Below are 19,614 nucleotides of genomic sequence, written 5' to 3'. Positions count from 1 at the left end.
TTCCCACCCCCGCGGCCCCGGCGCCCCCCGCGGCCCCTGCACCCCCGCGACCTCCGCGCCCCGCGCCCTCCGTGCCCCCGCGACCCCGTGATTCCAAGGAGTCCGCCATGACCGCCCGCACCACCAGGCCGCCCCGGTTCTACTTCAGCCTGCGCAGCCCCTACAACTTCTTCGCCCTCGCCGACCTGGAACGCGACCACCCCCAGCTCCTGGACCGCATCCAGTGGCGCCCGTTCTGGGAACCGGACCCCACCAGCGAGAAACTCCTGGCCCGGGCCGCACCCGGCGCCGAGTTCCCCTTCCACCCCATGTCCCGCGCCAAGCAGTTCTACATCCTGCGCGACGTACGCCGCCTGGCCGCCGCCCGCAACATGACCCTGACCTGGCCGGTGGACCGCAAACCCTGGTGGGAACCGGCCCACCTGACCTGGTTCCTCGCCCAGCGCGAGGGACTGGGCCGCGCCTGGGCCGCCCGCGCCGGCCGGGCCCGCTGGCTGGAGGGACGCGACATCTGCGACCCGGACGTGGTACGCGAACTGGCCGAGGAGATCGGCCTGGACGGGGAAGAGGTCGCCCAGGCCCCCCACCACCCCCTCGTACGCGAACAGGGCGTCCAGGCCCTCCTGGACGTGCACCGCGACGGCGTCTTCGGCGTCCCGTACTTCATCAACGGCAGCGAACCGTACTGGGGCCTGGACCGCGTCACCGACTTCGCCGCCTCCCTCACCACCCCCGCCCCCACCGGAACCGGAACCGGTGCCGAGGGGGAGCCCCCCGCCACCGCCGCGGGCCGGACCACCGACATGAGCCACGCGGGAGGCTGCGGATGACCACCGCGACCGGCACCGACCAGCCCACCACGGCCGGGGAAACCCTGCCGCTGACCGCCGTCCAGGAAGCGATGTGGACCGCCTACCGCGTCGCCCCCCACAGCGCCGCCTACAACATCGTGATGCCGCTGCTGCTGCGCGGCCCCCTCGACCCCGACGCCATGGCCGAGGCGGTCACCGCCGTCGGCGACCGCCAGGAACTGCTGCGCTCGGTCTTCACCGAGCAGGACGGCACCCCGGTGCGCACCGCCGCCGAACGGGCCCTGGTCCGCATGGAGTACGAGGACCTCGACGGCACCGACGAGGACGGCCTGCGCCACGCCGCCCAGGAAGCCGGCGCCCGCCCCTTCCGCCTGGAAACCGGCGCCTTCCGCGTCGTGCTGCTGCGCCGCAGCGACACCGAATGGGCCCTGGTGACCGCCGCCCACCACATCGTCAGCGACTTCACCTCCCGCTGGCTGCTCGTGCGCGACCTGCTCGACGCCTACGCCGGCATCTCCACCGGCACCGCACCCCAGTGGCGCCCCCTTTCCGCCTCCTACACCGACCACGCCGCCGAGGAACTGCGCCACACCGCCTCCCCGGCCGGCGAACGCGCCGCGGCCCGGTGGCGCGAGTCGGCCGGCCGGGCCCCGGCCGCCCAGCTCCCCCTGGACCGTCCCCGCCCCGCCGTGCGCTCCCTGAAGGGCGCCACCGTGGTCCGCGTCCTGGACCCCGCCACCGCCCACGGGCTCGACGCGGCGGCCGACGACGCCGGCGTGACCCCCTTCGCGTACCTGCTCGGCGTCTTCCAGGCCCTCACCCACCGCTGGACCGGCCAGGACGAATTCGTCCTCGGCGTGCCCGCCACCAGCCGGACGGGCAAGGCGCAGCGGGACGTGATCGGCTGCTTCCTCAACACCATGCCGGTACGCGCCCAGTTCGACGCCGCCAGCACCTTCCGGGGCACCGCCGCCCTGGCCGGCGAGCGGGTGATGCGGGGCATGGTCAACGTCCGCTACCCCTGCGCCCTGGCCTTCCCGCAGGCCACCGTCTTCCGCACCGCCCTGTTCCTGGTCCAGATGGACCGGATGGACCCGCCGGTGCCCAACGTCCCGCCCGGACAGGCCATCGGCCCCTTCCTCACCCACAAGGGCCTGGACATCGCCCTCATCGACGTCCCCCAGCAAGAAGGCCAGCTGGACCTGCTGCTGCGCATCGAACAGACCCCCCACGGCATCACCGCCGTCTTCTCCTACGACACCGACCTGCTCGACCACGCCACCGTCGAGCGGTTCGCGGCCGGCTACGAACGGATGCTCGCCGCCGCCGTCGCCGACCCGGGCACCCGGATCGCCGACGTGGAACTGGCCGGACAGGACGAGACGGCCGCACTGCTCGCCCTCGGCTCCACCCCCTTCGACGACACGGCCGGCTTCGACGAATTCGACTCCTTCGAGAACTCCTGGGACCACCGATGACCATGCGGATCGCGATCGTGGGCGCGGGACTGGGCGGACTGACGGCCGCCGCCGCACTGCACCACCGGGGCCTGGACGTCCAGGTCCACGAACGGGGCGAGCGCCTGCGCGAACAGGGCGTGGGCATGCACCTGGGCCCCAACGGCACCCGGCTGCTCCAGCGCCTGGGCCTGGGACCGGACCTGCAACGGTGCGCGGTACGCCCCCGGGCCCTGGAAGTACGGGCCTTCCACGACGGCACCACCCTGGCCCGCCAGGAGATGGGCGAGGCCTGGCAGCAGCGCTTCGGCGCCCCCTACTACACCGTGCACCGCGGCGACCTGCACCGGATGCTGGCCTCCCGCGTCCCCGCCGACCGGGTGCACACCGGCAGGGAACTGGTCCGCTTCGAGGAGACCGCCCACGGCGTCGTCCTGCACTTCGCCGACCGCACCACCGCGCACGCCGACGTACTGATCGGCGCGGACGGCGTCCACTCGGCGGTCCGCCGCGCCCTCACCGGCCCCGACACCCCGGTCTACTCCGGCAACAGCGCCCTGCGCGGCCTGGCCGACGCCGCCGACCTGCCCCACCTGGACCCCGCACTGATGTACCTGTACGCCGGCCCCGCCGCACGCGTCCTGCTCTACCCGGTCTCCGGGGGACGGCAGTTCACCTACGTCGTGGTCACCCCCACCCCCGAGGGCGCCGCCGAGTCGTGGACCAGCGCGGGCGACCGCACCGACCTGGAGAGCGTCCTGGAGGGCTGGGACCCGGCCGTGCGCGCCCTGGCCGGCACGGCGGGCGAGGTACGCCGCTGGGCCCTGTACGACCGCGAACCGCTGCAGCGCTGGAGCACCCGCCGCACCACCCTGCTGGGCGACGCCGCCCACCCGATGCTCCCGCACCACGGCCAGGGCGCCAACCAGGCCGTGGAGGACGCCGTGGCCCTCGCCGTCTGCCTCCAGCAGGCGGCGCCCGGCGCGGACGGCACCGCCGCCGCCCTGCACCGCTACGAACGGGCCCGCCGCCCGCACACCACCCGCGTGCAGCTCGGCTCCCGCACCGGGCAGCGGCCCCAGGACGCCTCCGCGCAGCGCCGCGTCGACGCCCAGAACGTCGACTGGATCCTCGCCCACGATGCCGAGAGGGCCCTGCACCACACCCAGGACACCCCCCGCCCCGCAGCGGCCTGACACACCAACACCACACCCCACCGCACCACGCAACACCGCACCCCACAACACCGCACGGCCCGGCCCGGCACCGTTCCGGATGCCTGCCGCCGAAACCAGGGGCCCCTGGCGCTCTCCCCGCGCCAGGGGCCCCGCCACACCCCGCCCCCGCCCCCGGCCCGGTACACGTCCGGCATAGGGGCCTGATAGGGCCCCGCCCAACCATGGCCACAACCGATCACACGAAAGGGCACCGAACTGATGAGCGAACGAAATGAGCAGGACGAGCAGACCCGGTACCGCGTCGTGCTCAACGACGAGGAGCAGTACTCGATCTGGTGGGCCGGACGCGACCTGCCGGCCGGCTGGCACGCCGAGGGCACCGAGGGCACCCGCCAGGAATGCCTCGACCGCATCAACGAGATCTGGACCGACCTGCGCCCGCTGAGCCTGCGCCGCCGCATGGACGCCACCGCCGCCTGACCGCCCCCGGCCGCACTGGCCGCCGGATCCGAGGCCGGGCCCGTCCCCCACCGCGCCGCCCGATCCCGATGGAGGAGAGACTGTGAACGACCGCACGCTGTCGGGCCCGCACACCGGTGCCGCCGCCGCCCGGCCCAGGACCGCACCCCTGCTGCCCGCGCTGTTCGCCGCCCAGCGCGCCCGCACGCCCCACGCGCCCGCCGTGATCGGTGCGGACGCGAGCGTGACCACCTACGCCGAACTCGGCGCCCGCGCCGCCCTGTTCGCCGCCCGCCTGCACGCCCTGGGCGTGCGCCCGGGCGACTTCGTCGGCGTGTGCCTGCACCGCACCCCCGACCTGGTCGCCGGGCTCCTGGGCGTCTGGCTGGCGGGCGGCGCCTACGTGCCGCTGGACCCGAACCACCCCCGAAGCCGCATCGCCCTGGTCCTGGAGGACGCACGGGCCAAGGCGGTCCTGGCCCAGGAGTCCACCGCCGGCAAACTGCCCGCCGCCGCCCGGCTGCTGCTGGCCGAGGACGTCCCCGGCGACCACCCCGGGGGAGCCCCCGGCCAGCAGCCCGTGACCGCCCCCGCCGAGCAGCCCGGGGGAGTCTCCGCCGAACACCCCGGGGGAGTCCCCGCCGAACGGCCCGAGGACGTCACCGGCAACCATCCCGTGACCGCCCCCGCCGAGCAGCCCGGGGGAGCCTCCGCCGAACACCCCGGGGGAGTCCCCGGCGGCCCCCCCGCGGCCGTCCCCGCCGAACGGCCCGCGGCCGCCCCCGCCGAGCAGCCCGGGGGAGCCCCCGGCCAGCAGCCCGTGACCGCCCCGCCGTTCGTTCCCGAACCGGCCCGGGCCGCCTACCTCCTGCACACCTCCGGCTCCACCGGCCGGCCCAAGGGCGTCGCCGTCCCGCACGCGGGCATCGCCAACCGGGTGCGGTGGCTGGCCCACCGCCACCGCCTGGGCCCCGCCGACCGGGTCCTGCTCAAGACGACCATCGGCTTCGACGCCGCCGGACTGGAACTGTTCTCCCCGCTCATCAGCGGCGCCGCCCTCGTGCTGGCCCCCGAGGGCACCGAACACGACCCCGCGGCCCTGCTCGCCGCCGTCGCCGACCACGGCATCACCGTCCTGCAGGGCGTCCCCTCCGTCTACCGGCGCCTGGTCGAGGAACCCGGCTGGGAACGCGCCGGCGCCCTGCGCCTGGTCTTCAGCGCCGGCGAACCCCTCCACGCCGACCTGTGCAGCCGCATCCTCCAGCGCGCCCCCGGCGTCCGCATCTGGAACACCTACGGCCCCACCGAGGCATCCGTCGACATCACCGAACACGAGTGGGACCCCGAACGGGACACCGGCGCCGTGCCCATCGGACGCCCCATCGGCAACATGCGCGTCCTCGTCCTGGACCCGGCCGGGCGCCCCGTGCCCGTCGGCGTCCCCGGCGAACTCCACGCCGGCGGCACCGGACTGGCCCTCGGCTACCTGGGCCGGCCCGGCCTGACCGCCGAACGCTTCGTGCCCGACCCCCACGGCGAGCCCGGCGCCCGCCTCTACCGCACCGGCGACAAGGTCCGCTGGCGCGCCGACGGCGTCCTGGAATACCTCGGCCGCCTCGACCAGCAGACCAAGGTCAACGGCGTGCGCATCGAACCCGGCGAGGTCGAGGCCGCCCTCACCGCCCACCCCTGGGTACGCGCCGCCGTCGCCGCCGCCGTGCCCGACCCCGCCGGCCCCGGCAGCCGCCTGGCCGCCTGGATCCAGCCGCGCGGCCCACAGCCCCGCCCCGACGAACTGCGCGCCTTCCTGCGCCGCACCCTGCCCGACGTCCTGGTGCCCTCCGTGTTCGTCCCCGTCGAGCAGTGGCCGCTGACCGCCAGCGGGAAGATCGACCGGGGCGCCCTGCCCGACCCCGCCGACAGCCCCACCACCACCGAACACGTCCCGGTGCGCACCACCGCCGAACGGGCCGTCACCGAGATCTGGGCCCGGCTGACCGGCGTCCCCGCCTCCCGGATCGGCGCCACCCACGACTTCTTCCAGCTCGGCGGCTCCTCACTGATGCTGACCCGCCTGGCCGAACTCCTGTCCGCCGCGGCCGGCACCCCCGTCCCGCTGCGCGCCCTGTTCACCGCCACCACCGTCCGCGCCCAGGCCGCGCTGCTCGACCGCCCCGCAGGCCCGGCCGGCGACGACCACACCGCCGAAACGATCCTTCCCGTGCCCCGCAAGCCCGAAGGCATGCCGCTCTCGCCCGGACAGCAGGGCATGTGGCTGCTCGACCGGCTGCGCCCCGGCAGCAGCGAGTGGAACGCACCCGCCTTCCTCACCCTGCCCGCCCACTACAGCGACACCACCCTGGCCGCCGCCCTGACCGCCCTGGCCGACCGGCACGAGATCCTGCGCACCCGCTACGTCCTGCACGGCACCGCACCCGTCCAGATCGCCGACCCGCCCGGCACCCGCCCGCCCCTGCTGCGCACCGCGCACGCCACCACCGACGACGAACTGAACGCGATCGTGCACCAGGAGTTCGCCCGGCCCTTCGACCTGGAGAACGGCCCCGTCTGGCGGGCCCTGACCGTACGCCGGGACACCGGACCCCTGCACGTGATCCTCTGCCTGCACCACATCGCCTGCGACGGCTGGTCCTCCGTCGTCCTGGAACGCGACCTCACCGCACTCGCCGCCGCCGCCCACACCGGCACCCGGGCCGACCTGCCCGAACTCCCGGTGCAGTACGCCGACCACGCCGCCCACCGCCGCGCCCGGCTCACCGACACCTTCCTCGCCCGCGAACTGGCCCACTGGAAGAAGGTCCTGGACGGCATCACCCCCCTGGACCTGCCCGCCGACCGGCCCCGCCCCCCGGTGCGCGACGCCCGCGGCGCCGTCCACCTCTTCACCGTCCCCGCCGCGCTCACCGAACGCGTCGCCGCCCTCGGCCGCAGCCGCGGCGCCACCCTCCAGCAGACCCTGCTCACCGCGTTCGCCACGCTCGTCGCCCGCCTCACCGGCCGCTGGGACGTCCCCGTCGGCATCCCCGTGGCCGGCCGCGAGCGGCCCGAGACCGCCGACGTCGTCGGGTTCTTCCTCAACACCCTCGTCCTGCGCTGCACCCCCGCCCCCCACGACACCTTCCACGACGCCGTCGTCCGCGTCCGCGACCTTGCCCGGGAGGCCTTCGCCCACCAGGAACTGCCCTTCGACCACCTCGTCGCCGCCCTCGACGAGAGCCGCGACGCCGCCCGCACCCCCCTCTACCAGGTGATGTTCGACCTGCACGAGGAGGGCCGCACCGGCACCGCGGCCTCCTCCGGCGACCTCACCGCCTTCCGGAAAGCCTGGCAGGCCGCCCGCACCGACCTCACCCTCGTCGTGCAGCGCCAGGACGACGGCTCCCTGCTCGGCATGGCCGAATACGCCACCGCCCTGTTCGACCCCGCCACCGTCGAACGGTTCGCCGACTGCTGGACCCGCCTGCTGGAAGCGGTCACCGACGACCCGTGCACACCGCTGGGCACCGCCGACCTCCTGCCCGCCGCCCTGCGCACCGAACTCCTCGCCCACGGCCCCGGCCCCGCCGGCGCGGGCAACACCCTCACCCAGGCACCCGACGACGGCGGCGGCGTGCACACCGCGATCGCACAGGCCGCCCGCCGCGCCCCGCAGGACCCGGCCGTCGTCTGCGGCGACGAGACCTGGACCTACCAACGGCTCGACCGCCGCGCCGCGTTCCTCGGCCACCGGCTGCGCGACCTGGGCGCCGGACCCGAGACCACCGTCGCCGTCCTCCTCCACCGCACCCCCGACCTGATCGCCACCATCCTCGGCATCTGGCACGCCGGAGCCGCCCACGTCCCCCTCGACCCGGGCGCACCCGACGACCGCATCGCCCACGTCCTCACCGACTCCCGCGCCGGCGTCCTGGTCACCGACACCGCCGGCGCCGCCCGCCTGGCCGGCCTCCACCACGGCCCCGTCCTCACCCTGGACACGGAACCCGGCACCGCACCGCCGGCCGGCAGCACACCGCTGCCCGCCCCCGACCCCGCCCGCCTCGCCTACCTCATGTACACCTCCGGCTCCACCGGCCGCCCCAAGGGCGTCGCCGTCGAACACCGCACCCTGCTGCCCACCCTGCGCGCCCTCCAGGCCCACCTGGACTTCGGCCAGGGCCCCGACGACGCCTACCTCGCCCTGGCCCAGCCCACCTTCGACATCTCCTGGACCGAACTGATCATGCCGCTCCTGGCCGGCGGCCGGGTCGTCCTGGCCCAGGACCACGAACTGCGCGACCACCGCGCCCAGCTGGCCCTGATCGACCGGCACGACGTCAGCCACCTCCAGGCCGCCCCCGCCCACTGGCAGATGCTCATCGACGCCGGCTTCGGACACCGCCCCCTGACCGGCAAGACCGGCGGCGAGAACTGCCCGCCCGCCCTGGCCCGCGACCTCTCCCGCCGACTGCGCCGCTTCATCAACGAATACGGCCTCACCGAGACCACCATCGCCTCCACCCGCTGGGACGCCCACGACAGTGCCCCCACCACCCCCATCGGCCGCCCCTACCCCCACTGCACCGTCCGCGTCCTGGACGAACACCTCACCCCCGTCCCCTACGGAACCACCGGCGAACTGTGCATCGGCGGAACCGCCCTGGCCCGCGGCTACCACGGCCGCCCCGACCTGACCGCCGCCGCCTTCGTCCCCGACCCCCACGGCGAACCCGGCGCCCGCCTCTACCGCAGCGGCGACATGGCCCGCATGCTGCCCGACGGCACCCTCGAATTCGCCGGCCGCGCCGACGGCCAGGTCAAGATCCGCGGCCGCCGCGTGGAAACCGGCGAGGTCCAGGCCGTCCTGGCCGAACACCCCGCCGTCGCCCAGGCCGTCGTCACCGTCCACCACACCGGCCCCGACGCCGCACTCGTCGCCCACTGGGTGGCCGCCGACGGCACACCCCCACCCGGCGACAGCGAACTCCTGGACCACTGCGCCCGCCACCTGCCCGACTACATGGTCCCCGCCCTCCTCGTGCCGATCACCACCCTCCCCCTCACCCGGCACGGCAAGGTCGACACCACAGCCCTGCCCGCCCCCGACCTCACCGCCGCCCTCGCCGACGAGCCCTACACCGCCCCCGAAGGCCCCGTCGAGGAAATCATCGCCGGTATCTGGGCCGAAGTCCTCCACGGCCCCCACACCGCCACCCACCACCGCATCGGCTCCCGCCAGGGCTTCTTCCGCAGCGGCGGGAACTCCGTACGCGCCGCCCGGGTCATCGCCCGCATCCAGGAGGAGTTCGACATCGAACTGCCCCTGCGCACCGTCTTCGAACACCCCACCGTCACCCGGCTCGCCCACGCCGTCGAAGAGGCCGTGACGGCCGAGATCCACACCCTCACCGACGCCGAACTCGCCCTCGCCCACCGGGAGTACCAGCCGTGACCGCACCCACCGCGCCGACCCGGCCCACCCAGCAGGAGCTGCGCGCCGAGCTCCTGCGCCGCCGCCTCGCCGGACGCGCCGGGAACGGCGCGAAAACCCCCGCCCGCACCACGGCGATCCCGCCCGCCGACCGCACCCGCCCCCTCGAACTGTCCGCCGGACAGCGCCAGCTGTGGTTCCTGCACCAGCTCGACCCCGAAAGCCCCGAATACCTCCTGCCGATGGCCCACCGGCTGCGCGGCCCCCTGCCCACGCACACCCTCCAGCACGCCTTCGACGCCCTGGCCGCCCGCCACGAGATCCTGCGCACCCGCTACGTCCTGGACCCCGCCGGCCCCCACCAGGTCATCGACCCGCCCGGCCCCGTCGACCTCGCCCTCACCGACCGGCCCGGCCTGGACCCCACCGCCCGGGACGAAGCCGCCGCCGCCTTCACCCGGACCCACGCCACCCAGCCCCTCGACCTGGCCACCGACCACCCCCTGCGCGTCCGGCTGCTGCGCCTGGCCCCCGACGACCACGTCCTGCTCGTCGTCCTGCACCACATCGCCTGCGACGCCCTGACCCGCCCCCTGCTCCTGGACGACCTCGCCGCCCTCTACCGCGGCGAACAACTGCCCGAACTGCCCGTCCAGTACGCCGACTACGCCGCCTGGACCGCCCGCAGCCAAAACAGCCCCGACGCCGACCGCGGCCTGGACCACTGGCGCCGGCAACTCGCCGGAACCCAGCCGCTCGCCCTGCCCACCGACCGGCCCCGCCCCGCCGTACGCACCTGGGACGGCGCCACCCACGGCTTCGACATCCCCGCCGCCACCACCGAAAAACTGCGCACCCTCGCCCGCGACAACGACGCCACCCTCTTCATGGTCCTGCTCACCGCCTACCAGACCCTGCTCGGCCGCTACACCGGCAAACGGGACATCGCCGTCGGCACCGCCGTCTCCGCACGCACCCGCCCCGAACTGCACCGCATGGCCGGATACGCGTACAACACCCTGGTCCTGCGGGCCCGCTGGGGCACCGACCCCACCTTCCGCGACGTCCTGGCCGCCAACCGCACCACCGTCCTGGACGCCTTCGACCACCAGGACACCCCCTTCGACCGCATCGCCGACGAACTGGAACCCGAACGCGACCTGTCCACCACCCCCCTCTTCCAGGTCATGTTCGACCTCGCCACCGACGAGGGAACCAACACCCCCGACCTGCCCGGCCTCACCGCCCAACCCGTCCCCGCCACCGGCACCATCGCCCGCTTCGACCTCACCCTGCACCTGGCCGAACGCCCCGACAACACCCTGCACGGCAGCCTCGAATACGCCACCGCCCTCTTCGACCCGGCCACCGCCGCCCGCATCGCCGGCCACTACACCCGCCTCCTCACCCAGATCGCCACCGCCCCCGACACCCCCCTGCACGCCCTCGACCCGATCGGCCCCCAGGAACGCGCCCTGCTCCTGAACGGCCCGGCCACCCCCCCGGGCACCGGCCACCCCCTCGACCCCACCACCCTGCGCCCCGTCCTGCACACCATCCTGGAACAGGCCGCCGCCACCCCCGACGCCACCGCCCTGCGCCACGACAACACCACCTGCACCTACCGCCGGCTCGCCGAGGAATCCGAACACCACGCCCGCCGCCTGGCCGCACTCGGCATCGGCCCCGAGGACACCGTCGCCGTCCTCCTGGACCGCTCACCGCAGCTGATCGCCGCCCTCCTCGGCATCTGGCGCGCCGGCGCCGCCTACGTACCCATCGACCCCGGCTGCCCCGACGAGCGCATCGGCCACATACTGGCCACCACCCGCACCCGCACCGTCCTCACCCAGACCCGCCACGCCCACCGCTTCACCACCCCCGACGGCGGCGAAGACCGCCCCACCGGGGAGGGAACCCGCACCCCCGCCGGGCAGGACCGCCCCCTCGTCCTGGTCACCGACGACCCCGCCGAACAGGCCGCCCGCACCACCGCCACCGCCGCCCTGCCCACCACCCACGACCTCGACACCCTCGCCTACGTCATCCACACCTCCGGCTCCACCGGCCGCCCCAAGGGCGTCCTGGTCACCCACCGCGGCCTGGCCAACTACCTCGGCTGGACCGTCCAGGCCTACACCCACGCCAACCCCGGCGGCGCCCCGCTGTTCTCCTCGATCGCCTTCGACCTCGGCGTACCCGACCTGTACGCACCGCTGATGACCGGCCGCCACGTCGACCTGCTCCCACAGGACCTCGACACCGCCGACCTCGGCACCCTGCTCGCCCGCGGCGCCCCGTACTCCTTCATCAAACTCACCCCCGGCCACCTCGACCTGCTCCAGCAGCAGCTGACCGACGACCAGATCAAGAACCTGGCCGGCCTCGTCATCGCCGCCGGCGACTCCTTCACCACCCGCCTCGCCGAACGCTGGACCACCTCGGCAGGCCCCCACGGCACCCGCCTGGCCGCCGAGTACGGCCCCACCGAGATCACCGTCGGCAACTCCGCCTACTTCCTCGACACCCCCCTCACCACCGAACTCGTCCCCATCGGCCGCGCCATCCCCAACACCACCATGTATGTCCTGGACGAACACCTGGGCCCCCTGCCCATCGGCGTGCCCGGCGAGGTGTGGATCGGCGGCACCGGCCTGGCCCGCGGCTACGCCGGCCGCCCCGACCTGACCGCCGAACGCTTCGTCCCCGACCCCTACGGCGAACCCGGCACCCGCCTCTACCGCACCGGCGACATCGCCCGCGTCCTGCCCGACGGCAACCTCGACTTCGTCACCCGCGCCGACCACCAGGTCAAACTCCGCGGCTACCGCATCGAACCCGGCGAGATCGAAACCGTCCTCACCGCCCACGAAGCCGTCGCCGAAGCCGTCGTCCTGGTCCGCGAGGACACCCCCGGCGCCAGGGAACTGGTCGCCTACCTCGTCCCCGCCCAGGACGCCGACCCCGCCGACCTCACCCCCGCCGCACTGCGCGCCCGCGCCGGCGAGACCCTCCCCCCGTACATGGTGCCCGCCGCCTACCTCACCCTCGACGCCCTGCCCCTGACCCCCAACGGCAAACTCGACCGGGCCGCCCTGCCCGCCCCCGGCCGCACCGCCACCGCCGTCGGCGCCTACACCGCCCCCCGCGACACCACCGAACACACCCTCACCAGGATCTGGGCCACCGTCCTGGGCCGCGACACCGTCGGCATCCACGACAGCTTCTTCGAACTCGGCGGCGACTCCATCCGCGCCGTCACCCTCGTCGGCGCCCTGCGCGAAGCCGGCTGGGAAACCACCGTCCGCGACATCTTCGCCCACCGCACCGTCGCCCGCCTGCGCACCGCCCTCGGCGACACCCTGGGCCACGGCCACGGCCACGGCGAAACCCCCGCACCGCACGCCCCCGTCGCCCGCTTCGCCCTCATCGACGAAAAGGACCGGGCCGCCCTGCCCGCCGACGTCACCGACGCCTACCCCCTCTCCCTCACCCAGGCCGGAATGCTCGTCGAGATGTACGGCCGCAGCACCGAGAACCGCTACCACAACATCACCTCCTTCCGGATCCGCGACCACCTCCCCTTCGACCCCGACGCCTTCCAGCAGGCCGCCGACCTGATCGTCGAACGCCACGAGGTCATGCGCACCTCCTTCGCCCTGGACGGCCACTCCCGCCCCCTCCAGCTCGTCCACGCCGCCGCCCGCATGCCCTGCCTCTTCGACGACCTGCGCCACCTGCCCGCCGAGCAACGCACCCAGACCCTGTGGGAATTCGCCGACCGCGACCGCCAACAGCTCTTCGACCTCACCCGCCCACCGCTCATGCGCATGGCCGTCCACCTCCTGGACGACGAGAGCTGGTGGCTGTCCATCACCGAATGCCACCCCGTCATCGAAGGCTGGAGCTACCACTCCCAGCTCATGGAGATGCTCCGCGCCTACCGCGCCCTGCGCTCCGGCAACCGCCCCGACCCCGCCCCGCCCCTGCCCGCCGTCCGCTACGCCGACTTCATCGCCGGCGAACTGCGCTCCCTGGACGACCCGGCCGACCGCGACCACTGGCGCCACATCGTCGACACCCACGAACGCTTCACCGTCCCCGCCGGATGGCAGGACGACGACGAAACCGACGAACGCTACCGCATCGACATCCCCCTCACCACCCTCGAACCCGGCCTGCGCACCCTGGCCACCGCCGCCGAAGTCCCCTACAAGAGCGTCCTGCACGCCGCCCACAGCAAGGTCCTGTCCCTGCTCACCCGCGCCGAACGCTTCCGCGGCGGCATGGTCGCCGACGCCCGCCCCGAACAGGCAGGAGCCGAACGCGTCTCCGGCATGTACCTCAACTCGGTGCCCTTCCCCTACGAACGCACCGCCACCACCTGGGGCCAACTCGCCCAGCAGGTCTTCGCCCGCGAAGTCGAACTGTGGCCCCACCGCCGCTACCCCATGCCCGCCATGCGCACCCCCGGCGGCGAATCCCACCTCATCGACGTCCTCTTCCACTACCTCGACTTCCACCAGGTCGACACCGAACTCATCGACATCATGGCCAGCCGCGACGACAGCCCCAACGAATTCCGCCTCGTCGTCGGCACCCCCGTGCGCGGCCACCTCTCCCTCGCCTCCCGCACCCGCACCCTCTCCCGCGGCCGCGCCAAACGCCTCGCCGCCCTCTACACCGCCGTCCTCACCGACATGGCCCGCACCGGCGCCGACGGCGACGCCCGCCACGCCTACCCCGACGCCCACGAACACGCCGCCCTGACCGCACCCGCCCTGCCGCACTCCCACACCCCCACCGACGTCCTCACCGCCTTCGAGACCCAGGCCGCCCGCACCCCGAACGCCCCCGCCCTCTCCGCAGGCACCGCCACCCTCTCCTACGCCGCACTCGACGCCCGCGCCGAAACCGTCGCCCGCCACCTGCGCACCCTGGGCGCCGGCCCCGAAACCCGCGTCGCCGTCCTCCTGGACCGCGGCTTCGACCTGGTGGCCGCACTCCTGGGCATCTGGAAGACCGGCGCCGCCCAGATCCCCCTGGACCCCTGCACCCCCGACACCCGCATCGCCGCCACCGGCTTCACCCTCGCCGTCACCGAACACCGCCACGCCCCCCGCCTGGGCAACACCCCCCTCCTGATCACCGAAGAACTCGACCCCACCCCCCAACCCGCCCCCACCCCCACCCGCAGGACGGCCCCCGCCCACGACCCGGACCGGCTCGCCTACGTCCTGCACACCTCCGGCTCCACCGGCACCCCCAAGGGCGTCGAGATCAGCCACCGCTCGCTCGCCCACTACCTGCACTGGGCCGTCGAGCAGTACGCCGCAGCCGGCACCGGCGGCGCCCCCTGGTTCACCTCCGCCGCCTTCGACCTCGGCATCCCCGCCCTGTACGCCCCCCTGATGACCGGCCAGACCGTGCGCCTGCTCCCGCAGACCTACCGGCCCGAAGAGTTCGGCACCGAACTCCTCAAGGGCGCCCCCTACTCCTTCGTCGGACTCACCCCCGGCCACCTGGCCCTGCTGGAAACACAGCTGACCGACACCGAACTCGCAGGACTGGCCGCCCTCGCCGTCTGCGCGGGCGACGCCTACCCCACCGCCCAGGCCGACCGCGTCGCCGCCCGCATCCGGCCCGGCGGCATGGCCCTGGCCGCCGAGTACGGCCCCACCGAGACCACCGTCGCCGCCACCGCCCTGCGCGTCCTGCCCCGCCACCGCCACCGCCCCCGGCCCCCGGCCCCCGGCCCCGCCGCACCCCCCTCCGGCCTGCCGGCCGGACTCCAGCACGCCGACACCCTGCACGCCCCCGAACGACCCCGCCACCCCCGCACCCTCGTGGCCCTCGGCTCCCCCCTCCCCGGCACCACCCTGCGCCTCCTGGACACCACCCTGCGACCGGTCCCCGACGGCACCGCCGGCGAGGTGTGGATCGGCGGCGACGGCCTGGCCCGCGGCTACGCCGGCCGCCCCGACCTGACCGCCGCAGCCTTCCTGCCCGACCCCTGGGGACTGCCCGGCACCCGCCTCTACCGCACCGGGGACCTGGCCCGCCGCCTGCCCGGCGGCGCCCTGGAATTCCTCGGCCGCACCGACCACCAGGTCAAGATCCGCGGACACCGCGTCGAACCCGGCGAGGCCGAGGCGGCACTCGCCGCCGACCCCTCGGTGAGCGAAGCCCTCGTCACCGCCGTCACCGCCGCCGACGGAGGCAAACGCCTGGCCGCCTGGGTCGTCCCCGCCCCGGGACACACCGTCCTGGTGCCCGCCCTGCGCGAGAGACTGCGCGCCGTCCTGCCCGCCGCCGCCATCCCGGCCACCGTCACCGCCCTGCCCGCCCTCCCGCTCGGCGCCAACGGCAAACGCGACAGGTCCGCCCCGGCGGCCCGCACCGCCACCGCCGCCCCCGCCCCCTACCAGGCACCGCGCACCGACACCGAACGCCGCCTCGCCGCCGTCTGGGCCCAGGTCCTGGGCCTCGAACAGGTCGGCATGCACGACGACTTCAGGGACCTGGGCGGCGACTCCCTGCTCGTACCGCCCCTGCTGCTCGCCGCCCGCAGGGCCGGCCTCCCGCTCGACCTCGCGACGGCACTGCGCCACCACACCGTGGAACACCTGGCCGCCGCACTCGACGTCCGCACGGCCCACGACCCGGCCCAGGAAGGCTGAACCCATGCGCCATCTGATCTCCATCGACGACCTCACCGACGCGCAACTGCGACGGATCGTGCACCGCGGCGCCGAATTCTCCGCCGGCTCCGCCCGGCGCCCCGCACCACTGGACGGCCAGGTGGTCGGCATCTACTTCGCCAAGACCTCCACCCGCACCCGTACCGCCTTCTCCTCCGGAGCCCTGCGCCTGGGCGGCTCCCTCATCGCCTACGGCCCCGGCGACCTCCAGCTCAACACCGGCGAGACCACCGAGGACACCGGCCGCGTGCTGTCCGGCATGCTCGACGTCCTGGTCGCCCGCACCGCCGGACCGGAAGCCGAACTGCGCGCCTGGGCACGGCAGAACACCATGTCCGTGGTCAACGCCATGACCGCCGAGGAACACCCCACCCAGGCCCTCACCGACCTCACCACCCTGCTGCGCCACTTCGGCCGCCTCGAGGGCCTGCGCATCCTGTACGCGGGCGAGGGAAACAACACCGCCGCGGCCCTCGCCCTCGCCCTGACCCGCTTCCCCGGCGTCCGCCTGGAGATCCGCACCCCGCCCGGCTACGGCCTGAGCGAGACGGTCGCCCACCGGGCCCGCGCCCGCGCCGCCCGCACCGGCGCCACCCTGGTCGAGCGGCACGACATGGACGAACCGACCGGCGGCCACGACGTGATCTACACGACCCGCTGGCAGACCACCGGCACCAGCAAACCCGACCCCGGCTGGCGCCACGCCTTCGCCCCCTTCCAGGTCACCCCCGCCCTGTGGGAGACCAGCCCCGGCGCCGTGTTCATGCACGACCTGCCCGCCCACCGGGGCGAGGAGGTGACGGCCGAGGTACTGGACGGACCGCACAGCATCGCCTTCGCCCAGGCCACCAACAAGATGCACAGCGCAATGGCGGTACTGGAGTTCGTCCGCACCCCCGCCACCGCAAAGGAACCCGCACCGGCCCCCGACCGCACCCTGGCGGCCGCACGATGAAACCCCCGACCGACACCACCACCGGCCCCGCACCCGGCCCCGCACCCGGCCCCGCACCCGGCCCCGCACCCGGCCCCGCACCCGGCCCCGGACCGGGGCAGGACCACCGCCCGACCGCACAGCCGCAGCCCGCCCCGCACGGCAACAGGACCGGGGAAGAGACCGGGGGAGAAGCCGGGGGAGGAGCCGGGGCCGGGGGAGGGGCCGGGAAGGCCGCGGCACCCCCGCCCGCACCGCTGCGCCGCAACCGCGACTACCGCCTGCTGTGGGGCGGCGCCGGCCTCTCGCTGCTCGCCGGCCGCGCCACCGCCGTCGCCTACCCGCTCGCCGTCCTGTGGGCGACCGCCTCGCCCGCCGACGCCGGACTCGTCGGCACCGCGCTGCTGCTCCCGCAGCTGGTGGTGCAACTGCCCGCGGGCGCCCTCGTCGACCGCTGGGACCGGCGGCGCATCCTGCTGGCGGCCGGACTGGGACAGGCGGTGGTCACCGGCGCGGTCGCGGCGCTCCTGCTGAGCGGGCACATCTGGCTGTGGGCGCTGCTGGCCGCCGCGTTCGCCGAGGGCACCCTGGGCGTCCTGTTCCAGCTGGCCGAACGGGCCGCCGTGCCCGCCGTGGTGCCGCCCGGGCAGATCGGCGCCGCCATGACCGGCAACGAGGCCCGCACCCGGGCGGCCGCCATCACCGGCCAGCCCCTGGGCAGCGCCCTGGTCACCCTCGGCACGGCCCTGCCGTTCGCCGCCGCGGCCCTGGGCCAACTCGCCTCCACCGCCTGTCTGTTCAAGGTACGCGGAAAACTCCAGCAGGAACGCCGGGGCACCCGGGAAACCGCCCTGGCCGCCGAGGTCCGCGCCGGGCTGGCCTGGATGTGGCGCCAGCACTTCCTGCGGGCCGTGATGGCCGCCATCGCCGTCTCCAACCTCCTCTTCCAGGGCCTCAACCTGGCCGTGATGTCCGGCATCCAGTCGGCGGGCGGCACCGAGTTCCAGGCGGGCGTCGTGCTCTCGCTCAGCGGCGCCGGCGGCCTGGCCGGAGCCCTGAGCGGCGGCAAGTGGACCGAGCGCCTGTCGATGCGCGCCCTGGTCATCGGCGGACTGGCTGCCTGGGCCCTGCTGATGGTGCCCGTCGCCGTGCTCCGCGACCCCTACGCCCTGGGCGCGATCTTCGCCCTGAGCGGCTACGTGGGCGGCGTGTTCAACGTGGCCGGCGGGGTCTACCTCGTACGGATCGCCCCGGACCGCATGCGGGGCCGGGCCAACTCCCTGGCCATGCTGGTCGGCGGCGGCGCGATGGCCGCCGGCCCCGTCGCGGCCGGCTTCGCCCTGGAAGGCATGGGCCCCACCCGCACCATCCTGGCCCTCAGCCTCGCGATGGCCGCGACCGCCCTGGCCGCCCTGCTCTCCCCGGCCCTGCGCCGGGGCCCCTTCGCCCCGGCCCGCTGAACCACAACACCCCCCGGGGCAGGCCCCGGCACCACACCGCCTTGCACCCAGGCCCGCAGGGGCCGCCGCAGCCGCGACGGCCCCTGCAAGCACCCTTGCGCGCACCTCACCTGTCCGGCGAGGCCCGCCCCGCACGGCACGCCGCCGCCACCAGCACCGCACCCGCCGCCGCCACGACCGCACCGGCCACACAGGCACCGGCCACGAGCGTGGCCCGGTCGGGCTCCAGCAGCGCCTGCCCCCGCCGCGCCTGCCACAGCAGCAGAGCACTCAGAGCGGCATGCCCCGCCCCGCAGATGATGACCAGGGCCGTGCGCGTACCCTGGCCCCGCAGCAACGGCACCCGCACCGCGAGCATCCCCAGCCCCACGGCCACCAGAGGCAGCAGCTGCAGCGCGTGCAGGCCCACGAAGTGCGCCACCCGCAGATCACCGCCGCCCACCGCCCAGCCGGTCAGCGGCAGCCCCGGACCCCCGTCCGCCACCCCGACCCCGTGCGCGCCCAGCACGGGCGGATCCTGCCCGGCGTCCAGGGCCCGCTGCTGCGCGGCCGTGGGAGTGGTCATCAGATACCCGACCGACATCCCCGCCAGGGACACGAACAGCCCCAGCGGAAGGGCCCAGGCCATCGGCCGGTCCACCCGGCGCTGCCACAGCAGCAGCACCCCCAGCAGCAGCGTCATGGCCCAGCCGGCGTACGCCGCCCCGCCCATCGCCTTGACCAGCACGTCGTCGAACGCGGACGACACATTGAAATGACTGCGCTCGCCCCGCACGGCCTGGAACGTGATGACCGACATCTCCGGCACGATGAACAGCACCACCAGAAGCGTGCCGATCCGCCGCAGGGCACGTTGCCGGCGCTCCATCAGACCGATCATCCACGCCAGAGTGATCGCATACAGGCCGAAGGACACCGCGAACTTCAGGGGCTTGAGCCACACCCCCTCACCCAGCACGGTGCGTTCGTCCAGGAGCAGACCGCCCGCGGCGACGACCGCGAGCAGGGCCATGGCCGCCGCGCACCGGGCGAGGGGGCCGTGTAATCGGGGCGGATTCCCCCCGCCTCCGGTGTCCCTGAGCCGGACCCGGGCATGGGTGAGCGTGACCACAGTGTCTCCTTCACTGGTGGGGGCAGTGACCGGCTGCCGGCCCGTGCACACGGGGCCGGAGAACGGCCCGG

9 protein-coding genes are annotated in these 19,614 nt (G+C 74.8%); 8 read left to right on the top strand and 1 reads right to left on the bottom strand.

The window, feature by feature from the left end; all coding sequences use genetic code 11:
• The first annotated feature begins 107 nt into the window (after positions 1 to 107).
• The 8 genes from OCT49_RS39070 to OCT49_RS39035 all read left to right on the top strand — a co-directional run bounded on the left by OCT49_RS39070 (position 108) and on the right by OCT49_RS39035 (position 18,432).
• Positions 108 to 830, top strand: coding sequence for a 2-hydroxychromene-2-carboxylate isomerase (locus OCT49_RS39070; RefSeq protein ID WP_283856922.1), 723 nt, complete (start codon positions 108 to 110; stop codon positions 828 to 830).
• On the top strand, positions 827 to 2,290 hold the full coding sequence (locus OCT49_RS39065; RefSeq protein ID WP_283856921.1) for a condensation domain-containing protein: 1,464 nt from the start codon (positions 827 to 829) through the stop codon (positions 2,288 to 2,290). The genes OCT49_RS39070 and OCT49_RS39065 overlap by 4 nt, the downstream gene beginning before the upstream one ends.
• Complete coding sequence (locus tag OCT49_RS39060; protein WP_283856920.1) at positions 2,287 to 3,465, top strand: FAD-dependent monooxygenase; 1,179 nt, start codon at positions 2,287 to 2,289, stop codon at positions 3,463 to 3,465. The genes OCT49_RS39065 and OCT49_RS39060 overlap by 4 nt, the downstream gene beginning before the upstream one ends.
• A 240-nt stretch (positions 3,466 to 3,705) precedes the next feature.
• Positions 3,706 to 3,927: an MbtH family protein gene (locus OCT49_RS39055; protein ID WP_283856919.1), complete on the top strand. Its 222-nt coding sequence runs from the start codon at positions 3,706 to 3,708 to the stop codon at positions 3,925 to 3,927.
• 82 nt (positions 3,928 to 4,009) lie between these two features.
• On the top strand, positions 4,010 to 9,358 hold the full coding sequence (locus OCT49_RS39050) for a non-ribosomal peptide synthetase (RefSeq protein WP_283856918.1): 5,349 nt from the start codon (positions 4,010 to 4,012) through the stop codon (positions 9,356 to 9,358).
• Positions 9,355 to 16,017 carry a non-ribosomal peptide synthetase gene (locus tag OCT49_RS39045; RefSeq protein WP_283856917.1) on the top strand — a complete coding sequence of 2,221 codons (6,663 nt, stop codon included), beginning with the start codon at positions 9,355 to 9,357 and terminating at the stop codon, positions 16,015 to 16,017. The genes OCT49_RS39050 and OCT49_RS39045 overlap by 4 nt, the downstream gene beginning before the upstream one ends.
• Before the next feature lie 4 nt (positions 16,018 to 16,021).
• The gene (locus OCT49_RS39040; RefSeq protein WP_283856916.1) at positions 16,022 to 16,993 is read left to right on the top strand and encodes an ornithine carbamoyltransferase; all 972 of its coding nucleotides are present in this window, start codon (positions 16,022 to 16,024) and stop codon (positions 16,991 to 16,993) included.
• Positions 16,990 to 18,432 carry an MFS transporter gene (locus tag OCT49_RS39035; protein ID WP_283856915.1) on the top strand — a complete coding sequence of 481 codons (1,443 nt, stop codon included), beginning with the start codon at positions 16,990 to 16,992 and terminating at the stop codon, positions 18,430 to 18,432. The genes OCT49_RS39040 and OCT49_RS39035 overlap by 4 nt, the downstream gene beginning before the upstream one ends.
• A 106-nt stretch (positions 18,433 to 18,538) precedes the next feature.
• Here the strand turns inward: OCT49_RS39035 and OCT49_RS39030 are convergent, their stop codons facing one another.
• Entirely contained in the window at positions 18,539 to 19,543 is a 1,005-nt protein-coding gene (locus OCT49_RS39030) for a hypothetical protein (RefSeq protein WP_283856914.1), read from the bottom strand.
• Between the last annotated feature and the right edge of the window lie 71 nt (positions 19,544 to 19,614).

This window comes from Streptomyces sp. ML-6 (assembly GCF_030116705.1).
Taxonomy (GTDB): Bacteria; Actinomycetota; Actinomycetes; order Streptomycetales; family Streptomycetaceae; genus Streptomyces.
This window is presented reverse-complemented; position numbering and strand designations above follow the sequence as displayed.

Bases quoted from the DNA above. Each gene is read 5' to 3' on its own strand.
- OCT49_RS39070 (WP_283856922.1), top strand. From the start codon at position 108: ATGACCGCCCGCACCACCAGGCCGCCCCGGTTCTACTTCAGCCTGCGC.
- OCT49_RS39065 (WP_283856921.1), top strand. From the start codon at position 827: ATGACCACCGCGACCGGCACCGACCAGCCCACCACGGCCGGGGAAACC.
- OCT49_RS39060 (WP_283856920.1), top strand. From the start codon at position 2,287: ATGACCATGCGGATCGCGATCGTGGGCGCGGGACTGGGCGGACTGACG.
- OCT49_RS39055 (WP_283856919.1), top strand. From the start codon at position 3,706: ATGAGCGAACGAAATGAGCAGGACGAGCAGACCCGGTACCGCGTCGTG.
- OCT49_RS39040 (WP_283856916.1), top strand. From the start codon at position 16,022: ATGCGCCATCTGATCTCCATCGACGACCTCACCGACGCGCAACTGCGA.
- OCT49_RS39035 (WP_283856915.1), top strand. From the start codon at position 16,990: ATGAAACCCCCGACCGACACCACCACCGGCCCCGCACCCGGCCCCGCA.